The organism is Microbacterium pollutisoli, from assembly GCF_053586795.1.
Genome location: NZ_JBNYWT010000003.1, coordinates 49,025 through 68,446, shown reverse-complemented (window position 1 = coordinate 68,446; position 19,422 = coordinate 49,025). Strand labels below are relative to the sequence as shown.

The window sequence follows — 19,422 nt, the reverse complement described above, 5'->3', positions numbered from 1 at the left end:
GCCCCGGCGGTCGCCGTCAGCCGACCATCGCCGGGAGGTCCTGCGCGATGACGCTCGGACCCTCGGGGGTCGCGGAGACCACCAGCTGTGCGGGGAGCTGCTCTTTCATCGCCTCCACGTGGCTGATGACCCCGACGGTGCGCCCGCCCACCCGCAGATCGTCGAGGGTGCGCATCGCCAGTTCCAGGGTCTCCGGGTCGAGTGACCCGAACCCCTCGTCGATGAACAGCGTGTCCAGCCGCAGACCGCCGGCGCGGCCGGTGACGACCTCGGCCAGGCCCAGCGCGAGCGCGAGCGAGGCCAGGAAGGTCTCCCCGCCCGACAGCGACTGCGGCGAGCGCAGGCGGCCGGTATGCGCATCGAGCACCTCGATGCCCAGGCCGGACGCACGGCCACGTGCCTGGAGCGCGTCGGAGTGGTGCAGTGTGTAGCGCCCCGACGACATCTCGCTGAGCCGCACGTTGGCCTGGGCGACGATCTCTTCGAGCTCGGCGGCCAGCACGAACGTCTCGAGGTCCATCTTCTTGGTGTTCGGGGCGCGACCGGCGACGGTGTCGGCAAGGCGGGTGACCGCGGCCGTCTCCTCGGCCTGGGCGGCCACGGCGGCGTAGGCGTCGTCGACCTGGATGAGCAGCTCGCGCAGCCGTGCGGCGACGTTCTCCGCGTCGCGCAGGGCACCGATGGCCGCGCTGCGGGCCCGGTCGGCGTCGGCGGCGGCCTGCTCGGCGGCGGCCAGTTCGTCGGCGGTGACGTCGTCGTCCGCGTCGAGTTCGAGTTCGAGCAGTCGTGCGCGGGCGGCGCTCATGGCCGCGGCGTGCTCGTCGACGCGGGTCTGCAGCGCGGCCCGTTCGGTGTCGTCGAGCAGTGCGGCGCGCACCTCGGCGACACCGGCGAACGGGGAGGCCGCGATGCGGTCGTCGCGGTCGGCGACGGCCTCGGTGCGGGCACGCTCACGGTCGGCCACGGCGCGCTCGGCTTCACGCAGGCTGCGCGCACGGTCGCGACGCAGGGTCGCCTCGGCCACCCGGTCGGCCACCGTCGCGTGTGCGCCGCGCGCCTCGGCGACCTCGTTCTCGAGGGTCTGCTCCGTGGTTTCGAGTGCGATGCGGCGCTGGGTGTGCCCGGTCAGTCTCTCCGCCTGCTGTTCGCGCTCGGCGCGCGCGGTGGCGGCCAGCGCATCGAGCTCGCGCAACTCGGCGGCGAGACGCTCGGCGGTCGCGATGGCCGCGGTCACCGCCGCGAGGTCCGCTTCGGCCTCGGCGAGCCGGGCCCCCAGGTGCGCCTCGACATCGCCGTCCTCCGCGTCCGGCACGTCACCCCTCCGCGCCTGCGCCGCGGCCCGACGCTCACGGAGCGTGCGGGCGGTCTCGGCGGCGTCGGCTTCGGCCGCCGTGGCCCGGTCGCGTGTCTGCTCGGCGGCGGCGAGGTCGTCGTCGGTGACGGGATCGTCGGCCGCGGCGGCCGGATGCGGGTGGGCGACCGACCCGCACACCTCGCACGGCTCCCCCTCGACAAGGCGCTGCGCGAGCTCCCCCGCGTAGCCGGCGAGCCGCCGCTGCAGCAGGCCGGTCACGGCGGCCGCCGCGTCCGCGGCGGCGGTGGTCGCGGCGAGGTACGCGGCTTCGGCGGCCTCCACCTCGGGTCCGAGCCGGGCGACCTCCCGGGCCGCGTCGCGGCGGGCGGCGAGCAGATCGCACTGCTGACGCACGGCGTCGTGCCGCGCGGCCGTGTCGGCTGCGGCCGCGCGCTCGGCCTCGCGGCGCGCGCGTTCGTCCGGGATGAGCGCCAGCTGCTCATCGAGCGCCGCCACGGTGTCACGCGCCTCGGCTTCGCGGCGGCGGCATTCCTCGAGCTCGGCCCGCACGGTGGTGAGCTCGCTCTCCCGCTCGCCGGCGGCGTGCCATCGCGCCAGGTCGCCGGTGAGCTCGTCGAAGATCTGCTCCAGATCGTCGTCGGCGGCACCGCCCTGGTCGAGCCACGCCTGCGCGGCACCGGCCCGTACCGCCACCGCGTCGGCCAGGGCCGCTTCGCTGCGGGCGGCGGCCTCGAGGGGGGCGCGCAGCGCCTCTGCGGCGCCCGCCTGCGTCAGCCGCACCCGGTCGGTCTCGCGTGCGGGAGCCTGGGCCTCGAGCTCGGCGACACGCTCCCGTGCGGCGGTGCGTTCGGCGACCCGGCGGGCACGGTCGACGAGCGCCTGGTGTGCGGCGGCGGCGGCCTGGGCCGCGGTGTCGGCCTGCGTACGCTCCGCCGAGCGTGCTTCGACCCGGTAGTCGGCGCGCTGCGCGGCGCGCGCCGCCGCCTCGCGGCGGCCGGGCAGATCGGCCGGGGGCTCCTCCTCGCCGCCGAGCGCGTGGGCATCGACGAGCTTCTCGGCCATGTCGAGCAGCGTGCGGGCGTGCTCCCCGGCGGTGTCGAGCTGCTTCTGCGCGTCGCGGCGCCGCTGCTCGAGCTCCTCCTTGTACTGCTCGAACCGGCGCGTGCCGAACAGTGTGCGCAGCAGCGCCTGACGTTCGTCGTTGGCCGCCAGCAGGAAGCGCGAGAACTTGTTCTGTGCGAGCAGGATCACCTGCTGGAACTGCTGCGCGTTCAGCCCCAGGATCGCGTCGAGCTCGACGCCCACGTCGCGCGGCTTCGCCGCCCGGCCGGTCCACTGGCCGTCCACCCATTCTTCGAGCACGGCGCGCGGCGGCTCGGTCGTGAGCTTGTCGCCGCGTTTGGCCGGCCGTTCGTACTCGGGCGCGCGGGTGACCCGCCAGCGGGTGTCACCGGTCGTGAACTCCAGCCGCACCTCGGTCGGGTCGCCGGGGTGGCAGTGGTCGCTGCGCAGACGCCGCTCGCCCGTGTCGTAGCGCGGCACCGATCCGTAGAGCGCGAAGTTGACCCCGTCGAGGATGCTGGACTTGCCCGCACCGGTGCGCCCGGAGATGAGGAACACCCCGTCGGCGTCGAACGCGTCGAAATCGACCACCTGGGTGTCGAGGAACGGCCCGAACCCGGTGAGTTCGAGGCGGTGGAGCTTCATACCGCCGCCTCCGCACGGGTGCGCTCGGCGAACACCTCGGCGATCAGCTCGGCTTCGCGCTCGTCGGCACCTTCGCCCTCCCGCACGTGGCGGAGGAAGGTGTCGACCAGGTCGCGGTCGTCGGTCGCGGCGCGCACGCGCGCGACGTACGTGCTGTCGTCGCGCGCGGGGGCGACGGCCGGGGTGTGCGCCACCTTCGCGCAATACGCGAAGCGCTCCTGCAGGCGGCGCATGGCATCGCGCTGCGGCAGCGCATCGGTGTATTCGACGTTCACCCAGGCGTCCTCGGCCGCGGTGTGACGCTCGTCCGTGAGCAGTTCGTCGAACGGGCCGCGCAGAGTGACCAGGCGCCGCGGGACGGGGAGTTCGACCCAGTCGGCGGTGGCGAAGCCCGTGGCATCCAACTCGACCAGCCACGCACCGCGGGGCTTGTCGCCCTCGCCGAACGTGTAATGCAACGGCGCCCCGGCGTAGCGGATGGCCGGGGCGAGCTCCTGCCGCCCGTGGATGTGCCCCAGCGCCATGTAGTCGACGCCCTCGAACGCCGCCAGCGGCACGACGTCGAGGCCACCCTGCTGGATGTCGCGTTCGAGATGGGGCGTGGGCTCGACGCCCGCCGCGAAGCAGTGCGCGATGGCGACCGAGCGGCCTCCACGTGCGGCGAGATCGGCGCGCACGAGACCCATCGCCTGGGTGAGCGCGGCGTGCTGGGTGCGCACGTCGGGCCACACGTGACGCAGCAGCGCCGGTTCGAGGTACGGGATGCCGTAGAAGTGGACCGGGCCGTGCGCGTCGGAGACGGTGATGGGCTGGCCGATCGCGTGCGGGTCGGTGAGCACGTGGATGCCCTCGCGCAGCAGACCGGCCTGGAAGCCGAGGCGGGCGGCGGAGTCGTGGTTGCCGCTGGTGACGATGACCTGCGCGCCGGTGTCGGCCAGGGCCCGGAGGGTGTCCGTCAGCAGCGTGTAGCAGGCCGCGGCGGGGGTGGCGGAGTCGAAGACGTCACCGGCCACGATGACGACGTCGACCTCACGGTCGCGCACCTGCGTGACGAGCGCGTCGAGCACGCCGCGCAGCGCATCGAGGGTGGCGTGCCCGTGGAAGGTGCGCCCGATGTGCCAGTCGGAGGTGTGCAGGATCCGCATGTCTCCACGGTATGTTCGGCCGCCGACATCGCCGTGAGGCCCACCGGGGATGGCCCGCATCGCGCCACAGCCGACGGGTCCGACGTCACCCTCTACGCTCGGAGGCGTGACTGCGATCCAGGCCTTCTCGTTCGGGGGTGCGACGCTGCTGGCGGAGCGCCACGGCACCGGCAGCCCGACCTTCGTGCTGGTCCACGGCATCGGCATGGGCCGCGGCGTGTTCGGCGACCTCATCGACCACCTCGACGACGCCGCCGAGGTGGTCACGTTCGACCTGCCGGGCTACGGCGCGGCGCCCGAACCGGAACGGGTCCTGACGATGGAGCGCACCGCCGACCTCGTCGCCGCCTACCTGCGCGCGCACACGACTCGTCCGGTCGTGCTGGTGGGGCACTCCATGGGCGCGCAGATCGTGCTCGAGGTCGCCGTGCGGCATCCCGACGTCGTCGCCCGGATCGCCCTGCTCGGGCCGTCCGGCGACCCGGCCGCGCGCTCCGCGCGGGCCCAGCTGTGGCGTCTGCTGCGAGACATCGCGGTGGAGAGCCCGAAGGTGATCGTGCGCGGGGGCCGCGAATACCTGCGCGCCGGTCCGCATCTGCGGGCGAAGCTGCGGGCCATGCTGGTGCACCGGCCCGAGCGGATCCTCGACCGGGTGACCGTGCCCACCCTCGTCGTCCGCGGGGAGAACGACATCGTCGCCCCGCGCGAGTGGTGCGACCAGATCGCCCGCACCGTCGCCGACGGACATCTGGCCGAGATCGACGGACACGGGCACGAGACGATGATCCGGGATGCCGGGCCCGCGGCCGGCCTGCTGCGCGCGTTCGCGGCCGAGCGCCGGCCGCAACAGTGAGGTCAGCCGGCCGTCAGGATGCCAGGCGCGGGGCGTAGCGGCCGGACTTCTCGGCGCGGGCGCGGGCCTTGGCAGCTTCCTCCTCGCGGTTCTTCGGCGGGGAGACGGCGACGAGGTCGTCGAGGAGGTGCCGGGTGACGTGCGCGACCTCGGCGACGGCGCGGTCGAAGGCGGCCTGGTTGGCCTTCGACGGCTTGGTGGTCCCGGCGATCTTGCGCACGTACTGCAGGGCGGCGGCGTGGACCTCGTCGTCGGTCGCGGCCGGTTCGAAGTTGTGGAGAGTGTGGATGTTGCGGCACATGCCCACACGGTACGTCGCGGCGCCGCCGGGCGACAGGTGTCAGCCGGCGCGACGGGCCAGCAGGTCGCCGTATTCGGGGTGCTCGGCGAACCAGTCGGCCACGTACCAGCACACCGGGCTCACGACCCGGTCGCCGCGCTCGGCGATGTCGGCGACGGCACGCGCGACGATCTCGCCGGCATAGCCGTGGCCGCGGAAGGTGGGCACCGTGTACGCACGGGTCAACGCCACCGTGCGGCCGTCGTCGCGATAGTCGAGCACGCTGACGAGGTCGTCGCCGCGGTGCAGCGTGTATCGCGAGGCATCGGGCTGATTCGCGAAGATGAAGTCGGTCATCCCTCCACGCTACGTCGGTTTTCGGCCAGCGAGGCCAGCCACGCGTCGACCTCGCGCTGCCCGCGCAGGCGGATGATCCTCTCGCCCGCCGCGATGCGGGCGAGCATGCGCTCGCGCACCCGCGGGTAGGACGTCCACGCCCATCGGACGATGTTCTCCTCGGGGTCCCAGCGCAGCCACGACGAGGGACGCTCGCGGTTGCCGTGCCACAGCTCCTCATGGTGGATGCCACGGCGCAGCGTCCGTGTGATCACGCGCCACATCACGACGCGGCGGGGATGGTCGATCCACACCATCGCGTCCGCACCGCCGGCCGTGCCGGGGTCGAGCAGGCCCGCCAGCAGGCTGGTCCAGTTGCCGTCGGCGACCCAGCCGTCGGGGTTTCCGGCGGCGAAGCGGCGCACGATCTCACGGGCCTGGTCGGGGTCGCGGCGCGTCCACCCGGCATCCCAGAAGACACTGTCCAGTTCGAGGTGCGCGACACCGAGCGTGCGGGCGGCCTGACTGGCCAGATGCGTCTTGCCCGACCCGGAGGTGCCGACGATGCGGATGCGGCGGGCGGCCGCGGGATCGAGAGACATCCGTCGATTATCTCCGGCGGGCCCGCCCTGCGGGCGCCACTGTGCACTCTGTCATTTTTCGTCACGTTGTGACGCCGGCATCCGTGCAGTTTGACATGTGCGGACACGCTTCGTCATAATCGACCCCATGACTGACAACACCTTCGCTCTGTCCGCCCGGGAGGCGAACGGAACCTGTGGCGTGATTATGCCGCAGCGTGTTGTCATGTGTTGCCGAATGTGTCGCTGACACGGTGATCCCCGCCGGGTCGTCCCGCAGCTTCTGAATGCCGCACCCCACGACCCCCGAGCCAGCGGTGTCGTCCGCCCACCCCGCGGAACCCGCCTGCCTCGCACATCGGCCGATCGAAGGCCGCCGCGCAACACCTCCGAACCCGCTTCCGGCTTCGAGCCCGGGTTCCTCCTCGAAGGACATCTCCATGTCGAACACCGCTCTTCTCACCCGCCCGACCACCACCCGTCACCTCCGCGCCGTCGAGGACATCGCCCCGGCCGCGCCCGCCGCCGGCACGATCCCGGTGGGCACCGCGCCGCGCGGCTTCGCCCTGTACGTCGGCCTCGACGAGATCAAGGCCGCCGCCGACGGCGTCTCACTGTCGACGATCGTGTCGGCGCTGCGCCGCACGCTCAGCGAGCTCGCGCCCAGCGCCGAGACCTACGCCACCGTCGCGCTGGCTCCGGCCGGCGCCGGCGGCCGTGACGTCGACGTGGTGCGCCTCGCCCTGCACGAGCCCAGCGCGGTGGCCCGCACCAAGCCCGAGGAGCCCGTCGACGACCACGTCGCCGGCGGCGTCACGATCGACATCTCGCGCCGCCGTGTGCACATCGACGGGGAGACCGCCGCGCTGACCTTCAAGGAGTTCGAGCTGCTGCAGTACCTCGTGCTGCGCGAGGGCCGCACGATCGAGCGCACCGAGCTGGTGTCGTCGCTGTGGAGCCACGCAGAGGGCGACGAAGTGCCCGGCGAGCGCACGATCGACGTGCACGTGCGCCGGCTGCGTTCGAAGCTCGGCCGCTACGAGGACATCGTGCGCACCGTGCGCGGCATCGGCTACCGGTTCGACCGGCACGCCGACGTCGTGATCCGCTACGGCCACGGCACCCCCTCGCCCGACCGGTTCTGACGTCGGCGCCCCGGCATCCACTCGCCTGACGCGATTCGCGGGTACTGGGCGCTCGAACCCGCATTTCGCGTCAGCGGAGCGAGGCCAGGGTGCTCGCCTGACGCGAATCGCGGGTACTCCTCGCTCGAACTCGCACTTCGCGTCAGCGGAGCGCGGCCAGGGTTCGCTCGCCTGACGCGAATCGCGGGTACTCGTCGCTCGCACCCGCACTTCGCGTCAGCGGAACGGCAGAGCGCGGACCGAGGGATGTCGGAGGTCGTCACGTAGGGTGACGGCATGGGATCGGCGACGCAGACGGGGATGCCGCGCACCGGCGCCCCGGCGAGGTCGCAGCCGCACGGTCCGACACGCGACGCATCGCCGGCAGCAGCCCCGACACGCGACCCGCGACCCGCGGACGGGCGGCCGCTAGAGACCGAGTACCGCCCCGGTACCCCGATCGATGCGCGCCGCGCCGTCATGGCCCAGCAGCAGGGCGCACACGATCCCGCGCACGCCGTCGCGGGATCCGTGATCTGGCGGGCGATGCGCACCCCGGCCGGCGTCGCGACCCTCGCGATCCGACCGACCCGCGACCGCGTGCGCGGAGCCGCCTGGGGTCCGGGCGCCGACTGGGCGCTCGACCAGCTGCCGCGGCTGTGCGGCGCCGACGACGACCCGACCGGGTTCGACGCGTCCCGGCATCCCCTCATCGCCGCCGTCCACCGGCGGCACCCCGACCTGCGGCTGGGGCGCACCGACCTGGTGTTCGACGCCCTTGCGGGCGCGATCTTCGAGCAGAAGGTCACCGGCCTGCAGGCGTTCGGCGCGTGGCGCATGATCCTGACCTGGTTCGGCGAGCGCGCCCCGGGTCCGACGCCCCGCCCGATGTTCGCGCCGCCGGCGGACTGGCACCGGATCCCGAGTTGGGCATGGCACCGCGCCGGCCTCGAACCGCCGCAGTCCCGCACGATCGTCGCCGCCGCCCGGCGCCGCTGGTCGATCGAGCGAGCGGCCACCACGCCCGGGGCCGACCATGACCGCATCTTCACGAGTTTGCCCGGTGTCGGCGTGTGGACCAGCGCCGAGACCCGCATCCGCGCGTTCGGCGACCCGGATGCCGTGAGCGTGGGTGACTACCACGTCGCGCACGAGGTCGGCTTCGCCCTGACCGGTCACCGCACCGATGACGACGGCATGCTCGAACTGCTCGAGCCGTGGCGCGGCCACCGGCAACGGGTGATCCGGCTCATCGGGCTGAGCGGCGCGCGTGAGCCCCGGCGTGGACCGCGACTGCACCCCGAAGACCACCGCGACCGCTGATGTCCCGGCCGAGAACGGCCGCCCCGCTCCGGCTCCTCCACAGCGGGCGAGGCCCCGCGTAGGGTGGATGCCATGGCGAAGACGGGCTGGCCCAAGGGCCGCATCGGGTGGATCGGCGGCACGGTCGTGCTGCTCGCCCTCGGTCTGGTGACCGGGCTGATCCTCCACAACGTGTGGCTGGGACTTCTGCTGGCGATCATCATCTCGGTCGGCTGGCTCATCGCCTACGAGTCGTGGCGCGGAAAGACGCCCGGCCTCGACGATCCCTTCGACGACGGCGCCCAGCTCTGACGGCATCTACCGGACCCTGCGGTCGTTTCGTATCCTGGCCGCAGGAGGTGATCGATATGCGAGCCCGTGTCGGTGACCGCGTCGTCATCCACGGTCGTACGGTCGGCACGCCCGAACGGACCGGCGAAGTGATCGAGATCCGAGGCCACGAAGACACGCCGCTGCTCGTCGTCCGCTATGACGACGGGCACGAGGCGATCCTGTCTCCCGGCAGCGACTGCGAGGTGCGCCCGGCATCCTGACCGCCGAGCCGACGGCGTGAGCGCGTGGCCGCGGGCCGACCCGCTCACGCCCGTCGGCCGGCCCCCACGGAGGAACACATGAGAATCGCTGTCGCCGGGGCCACCGGCACCGTCGGAACCCACATCGCCGCGGCCGTGCGCGCCCGCGGCGATGAGGTCGTGCCGCTCACCCGCGGGTCCGGGGTGGATCTGGTGACCGGGTCGGGCCTGTCGGAGGCGCTCACCGGGGTGGATGCCGTGATCGACGCCGTGAACATCTCGACCCTGTCGGCCGATGCCGCCACGACCTTCTTCACCACCGCGACCGGCAACCTCGCCGCGGCGGCCTACGCGGCGGGGGTGCGGCACGTGGTGCTGCTGTCGATCGTCGGCGTGGACCGCAACCCGCACGACTACTACGCCGGCAAGCTCGCGCAGGAGCGCACGCTGACCGCCGGCGGTGTGCCGTCGACGATCGTGCGGGCCACGCAGTTCCACGAGTTCGCAGGACAGGTCGCGGCACGGGCGAAGTTCGGTCCGCTGCAGCTCGCGCCGCGCGCCCGTACGCAGCCGGTCGCCGCCGCCGAGGTCGGCACCCACCTCGCCCGCATCGCCGCCGGCGACCCGCAGCCGATGGTCGAGCTGGCCGGGCCGCGCGAGGAGCGGCTCGACGACATGGTGCGCCGCTACGCGCGGGCCCACGGCGCGCGCGGCTGGATCCCGTCGGTGTCGCTGCCGACGAAGCAGATGAAGGGGATGCGCGCAGGACTCAACCTGCCCGGTGCCGGCGCCGTCATCGGCACGCAGACGTTCGACGAGTGGCTCGCCGCCGACGCGGCATCCTGAACCCGGCGGCGCCCCCGACCCCCGGCCCGATTCGCTACGCCGTCCCGCGGTTGCGCCGGCGCATCGGCCGCGGTGCGCGATCGCCGAGGAACGACCGCGCCGAGTCGACGACGAAGCCGCGGCTGAGCGCCTCCCGGCCGATGAGCATCCGGAAGCCCATCGCGTCACGGTTGCTCAGCGTGACCTCGGCGGTGACCTCGCGCCGCAGCAGGATGAGCCGCATGAGCACCACGAAGCGCTCCTCGACATGGCCCGACGAACTGCGCACCCGGCGCACGTCGAGCACGGGCAATTCGACTTCGACCTCGTCGGCGTCCGAGCGCTGCCAGGGGCGGATGCCGAACCGCACCCACGCGGTGCCGTCCCGGTCGAATGCCTCGACGTCGTAGGCGTGCAGCGAGGAGGTCTGGGCGCCGGTGTCGAGCTTCGCCTTGATCCACGGCACGCCGACGTCGGGCAGCTGAACCCACTCTCGCCAGCCCGCGAGGGTGTTTGAATGGGTGGATTCGCTCACCGCACCATCTTGGCAGGGGTTTTCCATGAAGCTCGCGATCCTCTCGCGCGCCCCACGGGCATATTCGACGCAGCGCCTGCGCGCCGCCGCACTGCAACGCGGTCACGACGTGAAGGTGCTCAACACCCTGCGCTTCGCGATCGACCTGTCGGGTGAGCTGCCCGACCTGCAGTACCGCGGCAAGCAGCTGAGCGACTACGACGCGATCCTGCCCCGCATCGGCGCGTCGATCACGTACTTCGGCACCGCCGTGGTGCGCCAGTTCGAGCAGATGGACGTGTACACGCCCAACACCGCCAACGGCATCTCGAACGCCCGCGACAAGCTGCGCGCGAACCAGATCCTGTCGCGGCACAACATCGGCATGCCGGCCACGGCGTTCGTGCGCAACCGCGCCGATGTGCGACCCGCGATCGAGCAGGTCGGGGGCGCGCCGGTGGTCATCAAGCTGCTGGAGGGCACGCAGGGCATCGGCGTGATCCTCGCCCCCGAGGTGAAGGTCGCCGAGGCGATCATCGAGACCCTGCACTCCACCAACCAGAACGTGCTCATCCAGCGTTTCGTGGCCGAGAGCCGCGGGCGTGACATCCGGGCTCTGGTCGTGGGCGACCGGGTGGTGGCCGCGATGCGGCGCACCGCCCGCGGTGACGAGTTCCGCTCGAACGTGCACCGCGGCGGCTCGGTCGAGCCGGTCGAACTGTCGACCGAGTACCAGCAGGCGGCGGTCCGCTCGGCGCAGATCATGGGCCTGCGCGTCGCGGGCGTCGACATGCTCGAGGGCGCCGACGGGCCGCTCGTGATGGAGGTCAACTCCTCCCCCGGACTGCAGGGCATCGAGGCGGCGACGCAGCTCGACGTGGCCGGCGCCATCATCGACCACATCGCCGCCCAGGTCGCCTTCCCCGAGATCGACGTGCGGCAGCGCCTGTCGGTGTCGACCGGCTACGGCGTCGCCGAGCTCGTCATGCACGGCAACGGCGAGTTCGTCGGCAAGACACTCGGCGAGGCCGGGCTTTGGGAGCGGGACATCACCGTGCTCACGCTGCACCGCGGCACGAGCGTCATCCCCAACCCGCGCAAGGGCGTCACGCTCGAAGCCGGCGACCGCATGCTGTGCTTCGGCAAGCTCGACGAGATGCGCTCGATGATCCCCGAGCGTCGACGTCGGCGGGCGCGCGTGCGCAAGCTCCCGGCCGAGCCCATCCCCGCCGAGGAGTGAGCCTCAGCCGAGCAGCTCGGGCCGGGTGAACTCCCGCCCGTGCACCTGCTCGTCGAGGAACGCGAACACCGTCTGGTACCAGACCTTCGCGTGCTGCGGCGCGAGCACCCAGTGGTTCTCGTCGGGATAGTAGAGGAAGCGGTGCGGGCTCGACCCGTCATCGGCGGCGAAGTGCTCGTTGAGCTCGGCCCACAGCCGCAGGCTCTCACCGATCGGGACCCGGTAGTCACGGTCGCCGTGGATGACGAGCATCGGCGTGACGATGTCGGCCACGAACCGGTGCGGCGAGTTGGCGATCATCGCCTTCGGGGTGAAGATCTCGTTCCAGTAGTCGGCGTGGTCGGTCGTGCCGCTGAACTGGTCGAGCGCCCACAGGCTCGCGTGGGTCACGATGCCGCGGAACCGGTCGGTGTGTCCGGCGACCCAGTTGGCCATGTAGCCGCCGAACGAGCCGCCCATCGCCGCGGTGCGGCTCTCGTCAATGTCGTCACGGGCGACCACCGCGTCGGTGATCGACATGAGATCGGTGAAGGGCGCCGCGCCCCACGCGTTCCAGCCGCGAGCGATGAACTCGAGGCCGTAGCCGGTCGACAGCGCCGGGTCGGGTAGCAGCACGGCGTACCCGCGCGCCACAGCCAGCTGCGGGTTCCACCGCCAGCTCCACGCGTTCCAGCTGTTCAGCGGGCCGCCGTGGATCCACAGCAGCAGCGGCGCCGGGTCTTCCGCCGACGCGCCCGGGGGCAGCAGCAGCCAGCCGCGCACGCGCGCGCCGTCGGCGGCCGTCGTCTCCACCTCCGTCATCGTGGCGGGCACCTCGGGCAGCGCGACCGGGGACACCAGCGGGGTGACGGCACCGTCCCGGCCGACGCGCACGGCGTGCGGCGGGGTCATCCAGTTCGACCGCAGCGCGACCAGCTCACCGGAGGGCCGCACGTCGACGTGCGTGTACGTGAAGTCGTCGTCGGTCACCTGCTGCACGGCCCCGCCGTCCAGCGGTACGCGGAAGATCGGGCCGCGGCCGTCCTGGTCGGCGGTCACGACCAGTGCCGTGTCGTCGCGGTCGAAGCGGATTCCGGTGGGCCAGCGGTCCCAGCCCTGCGCCACCTGCCGCGGGTCGGAGCCGTCGATGCCGCAGACCCACAACTCCTGGTCGGCGGGACCGGCCGGGGTGGACCGCGGTGCCTTGACGAAGGCGATCGTGCGGCCGTCGTGACTGATCACCGGTGACTCGAAGTACGTGTCGCCCTCGTCGAACAGCTCGGTCAGCTCGCCGGTCTCGGTGTCGACGGCCACGAGGCGGTAGCGGGACGAACGCCCCTGCGGGGTCTGCAGCGAGACGACGAAGGTGCGCCCGTCGGGCGAGAGGGCGGAGCCGGCGGCATCCGCCTGACGCCCGCGGATGAGTGTGCGCGGGCGCGGCAGCGATGCTGGGTACGGCGTGGTGTCGATCTCGTCGGCGTCGTCGCCGGTGTCGGCCGCCTCGGTGGCCAGCACCTCGATGGTGTCGGCGAGCCCGCCCAGGTCGAGGGCGTGGAAGGCCGGGGTCGCGGGGCCCAGGTCGTGGTCCCAGTGCCGCACCGGGTAGGCGGTGTGCAGGATCGCCGCGACCTTCTTCTTCTTGCGGTCGGCACGACGCTTCGCGTCGTCCTCCAGCGACTGCGACGCCGGCAGCAGCGACGACCCGATGACGATGCGGTCCGACGCCGCGGCGGTGACCACATCGGACACGCCCGCGGCCAGCCGCGTCACGGGCCGGGCCTCACCCCCGGCGGCCGGCAGCAGCCAGAGCTGCGCCTGCGGGTCGTCGTCGCCCTCGGCCTCGCTGTCGGGCCGCGCCGAGACGAACAGCACGTCACCGTCGGCGGTGAACGCCGCCCCCGATTCGCCCTTCGCCGAGCGGGTGAGCCGCACCGGCATCCCCTCGCCCTCGACGGGCACCTGCCACAGCGACCGGTCGTACCCGGTCTTGTCCTTGTTCAACGTCGCGACCGTCAGCACGGCGCGGTCCCCGTCGGGTGAGAGCGCCAGCCCTTCGATGCGCGGAAGGGAGAGGTAGTCGTCGAGGGAATCGAAGGGTGTGACCATGCCCCCACGCTACCTGCGGCGCCTACATCTCCTCGTGGGTGTCGGGATCTCCGCCCCACAGCCGGCCGCGTTCGAGGCCGCTGAGCGCGGCGATCTCGTCCTCGGTGAGGGTGAAGTCGAACACATCGGCGTTCTCACGCTGGCGCTGCGGGTGCGCGGACTTCGGGATCGGGGTCGAACCGAGCTGCACGTGCCAGCGCAGCACCACCTGGGTGGGGCTGACGCCGTGCGCGGCGGCGATGTCGGCGACGACCTTCTCGCTGAGCAGCTCGGTGCGCCGGGCGAGCGGGCTCCAGCTCTCGGTGCGGATGCCGTGCGCGGTGTGGAAGGCGCGCAGCGCCGCCTGCGGGAAGTACGGGTGCATCTCGACCTGGTTGACCGCCGGCGTCACGCCCGTCTCGTCGATGAGACGGGTGAGCATCGGCTCGGTGAAGTTCGAGACGCCGACCGAGCCGACCTGACCCTCGTCGCGCAGCGCGATCATGGCCCGGAACGTCTCGACGTACTTGTCGACCGAGGGGTTCGGCCAGTGGATCAGGTACAGGTCGATCTTCTCCAGTCCCAGCCGCTGCAGCGAGCCCTGCGCGCTGCGGATGGTCTCGTCGAAGCCGTGGTCGCGGCCGGGCACCTTCGTCGTGACGATGAGCTCGTCGCGGATGCCGGTGCGCCGCACCGCCTCGCCCACTTCGGCCTCGTTCTCATAGTTCACCGCGGTGTCGAGCACCCGATAGCCGGTCTCGACGGCCGAGACGATGGCGTCGATGCCCTCGTCGCCGCGGAGATTGTAGGTGCCCAGGCCGAGGACGCCGAAGTCGGCGCCGTCGTTGAGAGTGACGGTGGGGATGGTGACCATGGCCCCAGGCTACGCCGACAGCGGCGACCCGATCGTGGAGATGACGCGATCGGCGCCACGTGGGCTTCGGGATAACCCGAATCCAGGTCTCGGGATGACTCTGGTGTGGCGTCGCACACCCCGCCGTACGTTGGTGTCATGACTTCGACAGCTCCCCCTCCCGTGCGACCACGCACCGGCATCCTGATCCATCTCGGGGCGCTCGCGCAGCTGGCCGCGATGGGCATCGTCGGCACCGCTGTGTTCACGCTGCTCACCGTGCTGCTGAGCGTGGGCCTCAGTCTTCTGCTCGTGCTGGGCATCGGCGCACTGTTCCTCATCGCCTTCGTCTACGTGCTGTACGCGGCCGGCTGGCTCGAGTACGAACGCGTCGACGGCCTGTACGCCTACGGCCTGCCGCAGCTGCGCCCGCGCCGCAGCGGCCGACCCGGCTTCGGCGGCTGGCTGCGCACCCTGTGGCAGCAGTTCACCGACGGCCCGATGTGGCGCGGCATCGCCAGCGCCGCGATCGCCACCGTGCTCGGCCTGATCGTGCTCCCCTCGATCACCGGGTTCGTGCGCAGCATCGGCCTGCTGTTCGCGCCGCTGTCCGGTGCCGACACCACCCTCTTCCCGGGCACCGACATCGTCATCGCCACCGAATGGGCCCTGGTCGTCGGGGTCGTCGGCCTCATCGTGTCGGCGGCGATCGTCGTCGGCATCGCGCCGCTGCATGCCTTGCTCACCCGCGCCATCCTGGTGCCCTCGCGGGAGGCGATCCTCGCCGAGCAGGCCCGCACCGCCGGCATGCAGCGCGAGGGGGCCGTCCGCGCCAGCGAGGTCGAGCGCACCCGCATCGAACGCGACCTGCACGACGGCGTCCAGCCGCGGCTGGTCTCGGTCGGCATGACCCTGGGGCTGGCGCAGCAGAAGATCGACTCCGATCCGGCTGCCGCCAAGGAGCTCATCGACGAGGCGCACACCTCGACGAAGGCCGCCATCACCGAACTGCGCCAGCTCGCCCGCGGCATCCACGCCTCGGTGCTCGATGATCGGGGGCTGGATGCCGCACTGTCGGCCCTCGCCGCCCGCTCCCCCATCCCGGTGCAGCTCGACGTCCGCCTCGACGGCCGCTGCAGCCCGACGGCCGAGGCGGCGGTGTACTTCGCGATCGCCGAGTCGCTGACCAACGCGGCCAAGCACTCCCGCGGCTCGGAGGCGCGCGTGGTCGTGCGACGCCGAGACGACGGCACCCTGTGGGCCCGCGTCGAGGACAACGGCATGGGCGGCGCCCGGGTGCTGCCCGGCGGCGGCCTGGACGGCATCGTGAACCGGGTGACCGCCGCCGGCGGCACCGCCCGCCTCGACAGCCCGACCGGCGGCCCGACCGCCCTGGAGGTGAGCGTCCCGTGCGCATCCTGATCTGCGAAGACTCCGCCCTGCTGCGCGAAGGCCTCGTGCGCGTGCTCGCGGACGCCGGCCACGAGGTCGTCGCCGCTCTGCCCGATGCAGGCAGCCTGGCCGAGACCGTGGCATCCACCGCACCCGAACTGTGCATCCTCGATGTGCGGCTGCCGCCGACCTTCACCGACGAGGGCATCCGGGCGGCGCTCGCGCTGCGGTCCGAGAACCCCGCTCTGCCGGTGCTGGTCCTCAGCCAGTACGTCGAAGAGCGCTACGCCAGCGACCTCATCACCTCGCACGGTGCCGCCCTCGGCTACCTGCTCAAGGACCGGGTCGCCGACGTCCGCGAGTTCCTCGAGTCGATCGAGCGGATCGCCGCCGGAGCCACCGTGCTCGACCCCGAAGTGGTCGCGCAGCTCCTGATGCGCCGCTCCCGCGACGAGCGTATGGCCCGGCTCACCGACCGCGAGCGCACCGTGCTCGCCCTGATCGCCGAAGGCAAGAGCAACCAAGCGATCGCCCAGGCACTGTTCGTCTCGGAGGCGAGCGTCGAGAAGCACATCACCTCCCTCTTCCAGAAGCTCGACCTCGAACAGGACGAGCACGGCAACCGGCGCGTTCTGGCCGCGCTGGTCCACCTCGAACACGGCGGCACCCAGCCGCAGAACGGAGCACTCTCATGAGCACGACCGTCACTCCCCCGCCCCCGCCCGCTCCCGCCGGCGCACAGCCGCCGCAGGCCCCGCAGCCGCGCTCGACCTCGCGCGTGATCGCGATCCTCGCGATCTGCCTCGGCGCGGTCCTGGTGCTCGGCGCGATCACGACGGCGGTGTTCTCCACCGTCCGCGCGGCGGCCGTGCACACCGACAGCCTCACCGCCGACTCGTCCGGCATCACCGGACTCGACATCGACGTTGACGCCGCCGGATTCCGACTGGCCTACGACGACTCCGACGAGGCGACCCTCGAGGTCACCGGCGGCACCGGAGCCTCCGCATGGAGGGTCGAGCGCACCGGCGACACCCTGCGCGTGCAGTCGCACCGACCCTGGTGGGGCGGCTGGGGATGGTGGGGCTCCGACGAGCGCGTCACGCTGACTCTGCCCGAGCGGTACGCCGACGAGGAGCTGGACGCCTCGTTCGACCTCGGCGCCGGCTCCATCACGGCCGACGGCACCTACGGCGAGCTCGAGCTCGACCTCGGCGCCGGGTCGATGGACATCAGCGGCTCCGCACAGCGCGTGGATGCCGATGTCTCGGCCGGCCGGACCACCCTCGACCTGGGCGACGTCGACACCGCGCGGCTGAACGTCAGCGCCGGCGACATCGACGGCGAGCTGCGCGGAGCGCTGCGGTCACTCGACCTCGACGTGAGCGCGGGCCGCATCTCGCTGACCGTCCCCGACCAGGTCTACGCCCTCCAGCAGGACGTGTCGGCCGGCGACCTGACACACGACCTCGACACCTCCAGCAGCGCCCGCAGCACGATCACCGCCGACGTGTCGGCCGGCTCGATCCACCTGCGCGCGGCGCGCTGAGCAACGCCGGGGCCGTCGGCGCACCGCCGGCGGCCCCGGCATCCGCTCGTCCCGTGCCGTCTCTCACCCGGTCCCACGGCTGCCGGGTACTGAGCCGGCGGCGGGCGAGTAGTTTGGTGGGCGTGACCACTCCGATCGACGCCACCACCACGTCCGCCTGGGCCGCACTCGACGCCCGTGCACAGGACTTCACCCCCGATCTGCGCGGCTGGTTCGCCGACGACCCGGGCCGCGTCGAACGGCTCACCTTCGACCTCGCCGACCTGCGCGTCGATCTGTCGAAGAACCTCGTCGACGACGGCATCCTCGCCTCGCTCGTGCAGCTGGCCGAGCAGACCGGTGTCGCCGAGCGCTTCGCCGCGATGCAGACCGGCGCACACATCAACACCACCGAGGACCGCGCGGTGCTGCACACGGCGCTGCGCCGCCCCGCCGGCGCGCAGCCGCCGCTCGTCGTCGACGGGCAGGACATCGACGCCGACGTGCAAGGCGTGCTCGGGGCGATGACCGTCTTCGCGCAGCGCGTGCGGTCGGGTGACTGGGTGGGCGTGACCGGCAAGAAGGTCACCCACGTCGTCAACATCGGCATCGGCGGATCGGACCTCGGGCCGGCCATGATCTCGGCCGCACTCGAGCCGTATGCGACGGCGGGCATCGAAGCCCGGTTCGTCTCGAACATCGACCCGTTCGATCTCGCCCACAAGACGAAGGACCTCGATCCGGAGACGACGCTGTTCATCGTGGCGTCGAAGACCTTCACCACGCTCGAGACCCTGACCAACGCGCGGCTCGCGCGCGACTGGCTGTGGGCGGGCCTGGCGGCCGCGGGCGCCATCGACGACACGGAAGCGGCCCGGGTGGATGCCGTCGCCCACCACTTCGCGGCCGTGTCGACCGCGCTCGACAAGGTCGCCGCCTTCGGCATCGACACCGCCAACGCGTTCGGGTTCTGGGACTGGGTGGGCGGCCGCTACTCGGTCGACTCGGCGATCGGGCTGTCGCTGATGATCGAGCTCGGGCCCGACGTGTTCCGGGAACTGCTCGCCGGGTTCCACGCGGTCGACGAGCACGTGGCATCCACCCCCCTCGATCGCAACGTGCCGGTGCTGATGGGGCTGCTGAACGTCTGGTACACGAACTTCCTCGGCGCGCAGTCGCACGCCGTGCTGCCGTACGCGCAGCAGCTCTCCCGGTTCGCGGCCTACCTGCAGCAGCTGACCATGGAGTCCAACGGCAAGTCGGTGCGGTGGGACGGGTCGCCGGTCACTTCCGACACCGGCGAGATCTTCTGGGGAGAGCCGGGCACGAACGGGCAGCACGCGTTCTACCAGCTGATCCACCAGGGCACGCGCCTGATCCCCGCCGACTTCATCGCGTTCGTGAACCCGGCGTACCCGCTGACCGACGACGGCCGTGACGTGCACGGACTGTTCCTGGCGAACTTCCTGGCGCAGACCAAGGCCCTGGCGTTCGGCAAGACGGCGGCCGAGGTCGAGGCGGAGGGCACGACCGGGCCGCTCGTCGCAGCGCGCACCTTCGCCGGCAACCGGCCGACGACGTCGATCTTCGCGCCCGCGCTGACGCCGTCGGTGCTGGGCCAGTTGATCGCGCTGTACGAGCACATCACCTTCACGCAGGGCGTGATCTGGGGCATCAACTCGTTCGACCAGTGGGGCGTGGAGCTGGGCAAGCAGCTCGCGCTGCAGATCGCGCCCGCGATCGAGGGGGATGCCGAGGCCTTGGCCGCCCAGGACGCCTCGACCCGCGCGTTGCTGGACTACTACCGGGCGCACCGCGCGTAGCGGGGCG

Annotated in this window: 19 protein-coding genes; 11 read left to right on the top strand and 8 right to left on the bottom strand. The window is 72.3% G+C overall.

The features are described from left to right. Positions 1–16: 16 nt before the first annotated feature. Positions 17–3,022, bottom strand: a complete 3,006-nt coding sequence (locus tag ACQ143_RS08205) for an AAA family ATPase (protein WP_449570205.1) — start codon at positions 3,020–3,022, stop codon at positions 17–19. Further along, positions 3,019–4,167 carry an exonuclease SbcCD subunit D gene (locus ACQ143_RS08200; protein WP_449570204.1) on the bottom strand — a complete coding sequence of 383 codons (1,149 nt, stop codon included), beginning with the start codon at positions 4,165–4,167 and terminating at the stop codon, positions 3,019–3,021. The genes ACQ143_RS08205 and ACQ143_RS08200 overlap by 4 nt, the downstream gene beginning before the upstream one ends. A 106-nt stretch (positions 4,168–4,273) precedes the next feature. On the opposite strand from ACQ143_RS08200, the gene ACQ143_RS08195 reads away from it, so the two are divergent. Beyond that, positions 4,274–5,020, top strand: a complete 747-nt coding sequence (locus ACQ143_RS08195; protein WP_449570203.1) for an alpha/beta fold hydrolase — start codon at positions 4,274–4,276, stop codon at positions 5,018–5,020. A gap of 13 nt (positions 5,021–5,033) precedes the next feature. On the opposite strand, the gene ACQ143_RS08190 is transcribed toward ACQ143_RS08195, so the two are convergent. The 3 genes from ACQ143_RS08190 to ACQ143_RS08180 are packed head-to-tail and all read right to left on the bottom strand — an operon-like array spanning position 5,034 to position 6,238. Then, on the bottom strand, positions 5,034–5,321 hold the full coding sequence (locus ACQ143_RS08190) for a DUF2277 domain-containing protein (protein ID WP_449570202.1): 288 nt from the start codon (positions 5,319–5,321) through the stop codon (positions 5,034–5,036). 39 nt (positions 5,322–5,360) lie between these two features. Continuing rightward, positions 5,361–5,657, bottom strand: coding sequence for a GNAT family N-acetyltransferase (locus tag ACQ143_RS08185; RefSeq protein ID WP_449570201.1), 297 nt, complete (start codon positions 5,655–5,657; stop codon positions 5,361–5,363). After that, on the bottom strand, positions 5,654–6,238 hold the full coding sequence (locus tag ACQ143_RS08180; protein ID WP_449570200.1) for a toxin: 585 nt from the start codon (positions 6,236–6,238) through the stop codon (positions 5,654–5,656). The genes ACQ143_RS08185 and ACQ143_RS08180 overlap by 4 nt, the downstream gene beginning before the upstream one ends. Positions 6,239–6,657: 419 nt before the next feature. On the opposite strand from ACQ143_RS08180, the gene ACQ143_RS08175 reads away from it, so the two are divergent. The 5 genes from ACQ143_RS08175 (at position 6,658) to ACQ143_RS08155 (ending at position 10,022) form a co-directional block, all read left to right on the top strand. Further along, the gene (locus ACQ143_RS08175) at positions 6,658–7,362 is read left to right on the top strand and encodes a winged helix-turn-helix domain-containing protein (protein WP_449570199.1); all 705 of its coding nucleotides are present in this window, start codon (positions 6,658–6,660) and stop codon (positions 7,360–7,362) included. Between the two features lie 459 nt (positions 7,363–7,821). Next, positions 7,822–8,664: a DNA-3-methyladenine glycosylase family protein gene (locus ACQ143_RS08170; protein ID WP_449570198.1), complete on the top strand. Its 843-nt coding sequence runs from the start codon at positions 7,822–7,824 to the stop codon at positions 8,662–8,664. A 72-nt stretch (positions 8,665–8,736) separates the two neighbouring features. After that, the gene (locus tag ACQ143_RS08165; protein ID WP_449570197.1) at positions 8,737–8,955 is read left to right on the top strand and encodes a hypothetical protein; all 219 of its coding nucleotides are present in this window, start codon (positions 8,737–8,739) and stop codon (positions 8,953–8,955) included. Between the two features lie 56 nt (positions 8,956–9,011). Further along, complete coding sequence (locus ACQ143_RS08160) at positions 9,012–9,197, top strand: DUF1918 domain-containing protein (RefSeq protein ID WP_449570196.1); 186 nt, start codon at positions 9,012–9,014, stop codon at positions 9,195–9,197. 78 nt (positions 9,198–9,275) lie between these two features. Then, positions 9,276–10,022: an SDR family oxidoreductase gene (locus ACQ143_RS08155; protein ID WP_449570195.1), complete on the top strand. Its 747-nt coding sequence runs from the start codon at positions 9,276–9,278 to the stop codon at positions 10,020–10,022. Positions 10,023–10,056: 34 nt separating this feature from the next. Here the strand turns inward: ACQ143_RS08155 and ACQ143_RS08150 are convergent, their stop codons facing one another. After that, positions 10,057–10,563 (bottom strand): ATP-dependent zinc protease family protein, encoded by a 507-nt coding sequence (locus tag ACQ143_RS08150; protein WP_449570194.1) that lies wholly within the window; start codon positions 10,561–10,563, stop codon positions 10,057–10,059. On the opposite strand from ACQ143_RS08150, the gene ACQ143_RS08145 reads away from it, so the two are divergent. Continuing rightward, positions 10,562–11,755 carry a RimK family alpha-L-glutamate ligase gene (locus tag ACQ143_RS08145; protein ID WP_449570193.1) on the top strand — a complete coding sequence of 398 codons (1,194 nt, stop codon included), beginning with the start codon at positions 10,562–10,564 and terminating at the stop codon, positions 11,753–11,755. The genes ACQ143_RS08150 and ACQ143_RS08145 overlap by 2 nt on opposite strands. Positions 11,756–11,758: 3 nt before the next feature. On the opposite strand, the gene ACQ143_RS08140 is transcribed toward ACQ143_RS08145, so the two are convergent. Both ACQ143_RS08140 and ACQ143_RS08135 read right to left on the bottom strand, forming a co-directional pair. Further along, on the bottom strand, positions 11,759–13,840 hold the full coding sequence (locus tag ACQ143_RS08140; protein WP_449570192.1) for a S9 family peptidase: 2,082 nt from the start codon (positions 13,838–13,840) through the stop codon (positions 11,759–11,761). Between the two features lie 22 nt (positions 13,841–13,862). Beyond that, positions 13,863–14,693, bottom strand: coding sequence for an aldo/keto reductase (locus ACQ143_RS08135; protein ID WP_449570191.1), 831 nt, complete (start codon positions 14,691–14,693; stop codon positions 13,863–13,865). 138 nt (positions 14,694–14,831) lie between these two features. On the opposite strand from ACQ143_RS08135, the gene ACQ143_RS08130 reads away from it, so the two are divergent. From ACQ143_RS08130 to pgi, 4 genes are all read left to right on the top strand, one after another. Beyond that, positions 14,832–16,094, top strand: a complete 1,263-nt coding sequence (locus tag ACQ143_RS08130; protein WP_449570190.1) for a histidine kinase — start codon at positions 14,832–14,834, stop codon at positions 16,092–16,094. Further along, a complete protein-coding gene (locus ACQ143_RS08125; protein ID WP_449570189.1) occupies positions 16,082–16,759 on the top strand; it encodes a LuxR C-terminal-related transcriptional regulator in 678 nt (225 codons plus the stop codon). Before ACQ143_RS08130 ends, ACQ143_RS08125 begins: the two co-directional genes overlap by 13 nt. Then, on the top strand, positions 16,756–17,613 hold the full coding sequence (locus ACQ143_RS08120; protein ID WP_449570188.1) for a DUF4097 family beta strand repeat-containing protein: 858 nt from the start codon (positions 16,756–16,758) through the stop codon (positions 17,611–17,613). Before ACQ143_RS08125 ends, ACQ143_RS08120 begins: the two co-directional genes overlap by 4 nt. A gap of 122 nt (positions 17,614–17,735) precedes the next feature. Beyond that, positions 17,736–19,415, top strand: coding sequence for a glucose-6-phosphate isomerase (pgi, locus tag ACQ143_RS08115; protein ID WP_449570187.1), 1,680 nt, complete (start codon positions 17,736–17,738; stop codon positions 19,413–19,415). The last annotated feature ends 7 nt before the right edge of the window (positions 19,416–19,422 follow it).

Bases quoted from the DNA above. Each gene is read 5' to 3' on its own strand.
- ACQ143_RS08205 (WP_449570205.1), bottom strand. From the start codon at position 3,022: ATGAAGCTCCACCGCCTCGAACTCACCGGGTTCGGGCCGTTCCTCGAC.
- ACQ143_RS08200 (WP_449570204.1), bottom strand. From the start codon at position 4,167: ATGCGGATCCTGCACACCTCCGACTGGCACATCGGGCGCACCTTCCAC.
- ACQ143_RS08190 (WP_449570202.1), bottom strand. From the start codon at position 5,321: ATGTGCCGCAACATCCACACTCTCCACAACTTCGAACCGGCCGCGACC.
- ACQ143_RS08185 (WP_449570201.1), bottom strand. From the start codon at position 5,657: ATGACCGACTTCATCTTCGCGAATCAGCCCGATGCCTCGCGATACACG.
- ACQ143_RS08180 (WP_449570200.1), bottom strand. From the start codon at position 6,238: ATGTCTCTCGATCCCGCGGCCGCCCGCCGCATCCGCATCGTCGGCACC.
- ACQ143_RS08175 (WP_449570199.1), top strand. From the start codon at position 6,658: ATGTCGAACACCGCTCTTCTCACCCGCCCGACCACCACCCGTCACCTC.
- ACQ143_RS08170 (WP_449570198.1), top strand. From the start codon at position 7,822: ATGGCCCAGCAGCAGGGCGCACACGATCCCGCGCACGCCGTCGCGGGA.
- ACQ143_RS08165 (WP_449570197.1), top strand. From the start codon at position 8,737: ATGGCGAAGACGGGCTGGCCCAAGGGCCGCATCGGGTGGATCGGCGGC.
- ACQ143_RS08160 (WP_449570196.1), top strand. From the start codon at position 9,012: ATGCGAGCCCGTGTCGGTGACCGCGTCGTCATCCACGGTCGTACGGTC.
- ACQ143_RS08155 (WP_449570195.1), top strand. From the start codon at position 9,276: ATGAGAATCGCTGTCGCCGGGGCCACCGGCACCGTCGGAACCCACATC.
- ACQ143_RS08145 (WP_449570193.1), top strand. From the start codon at position 10,562: ATGAAGCTCGCGATCCTCTCGCGCGCCCCACGGGCATATTCGACGCAG.
- ACQ143_RS08150 (WP_449570194.1), bottom strand. From the start codon at position 10,563: ATGGAAAACCCCTGCCAAGATGGTGCGGTGAGCGAATCCACCCATTCA.
- ACQ143_RS08140 (WP_449570192.1), bottom strand. From the start codon at position 13,840: ATGGTCACACCCTTCGATTCCCTCGACGACTACCTCTCCCTTCCGCGC.
- ACQ143_RS08135 (WP_449570191.1), bottom strand. From the start codon at position 14,693: ATGGTCACCATCCCCACCGTCACTCTCAACGACGGCGCCGACTTCGGC.
- ACQ143_RS08130 (WP_449570190.1), top strand. From the start codon at position 14,832: ATGACTTCGACAGCTCCCCCTCCCGTGCGACCACGCACCGGCATCCTG.
- ACQ143_RS08120 (WP_449570188.1), top strand. From the start codon at position 16,756: ATGAGCACGACCGTCACTCCCCCGCCCCCGCCCGCTCCCGCCGGCGCA.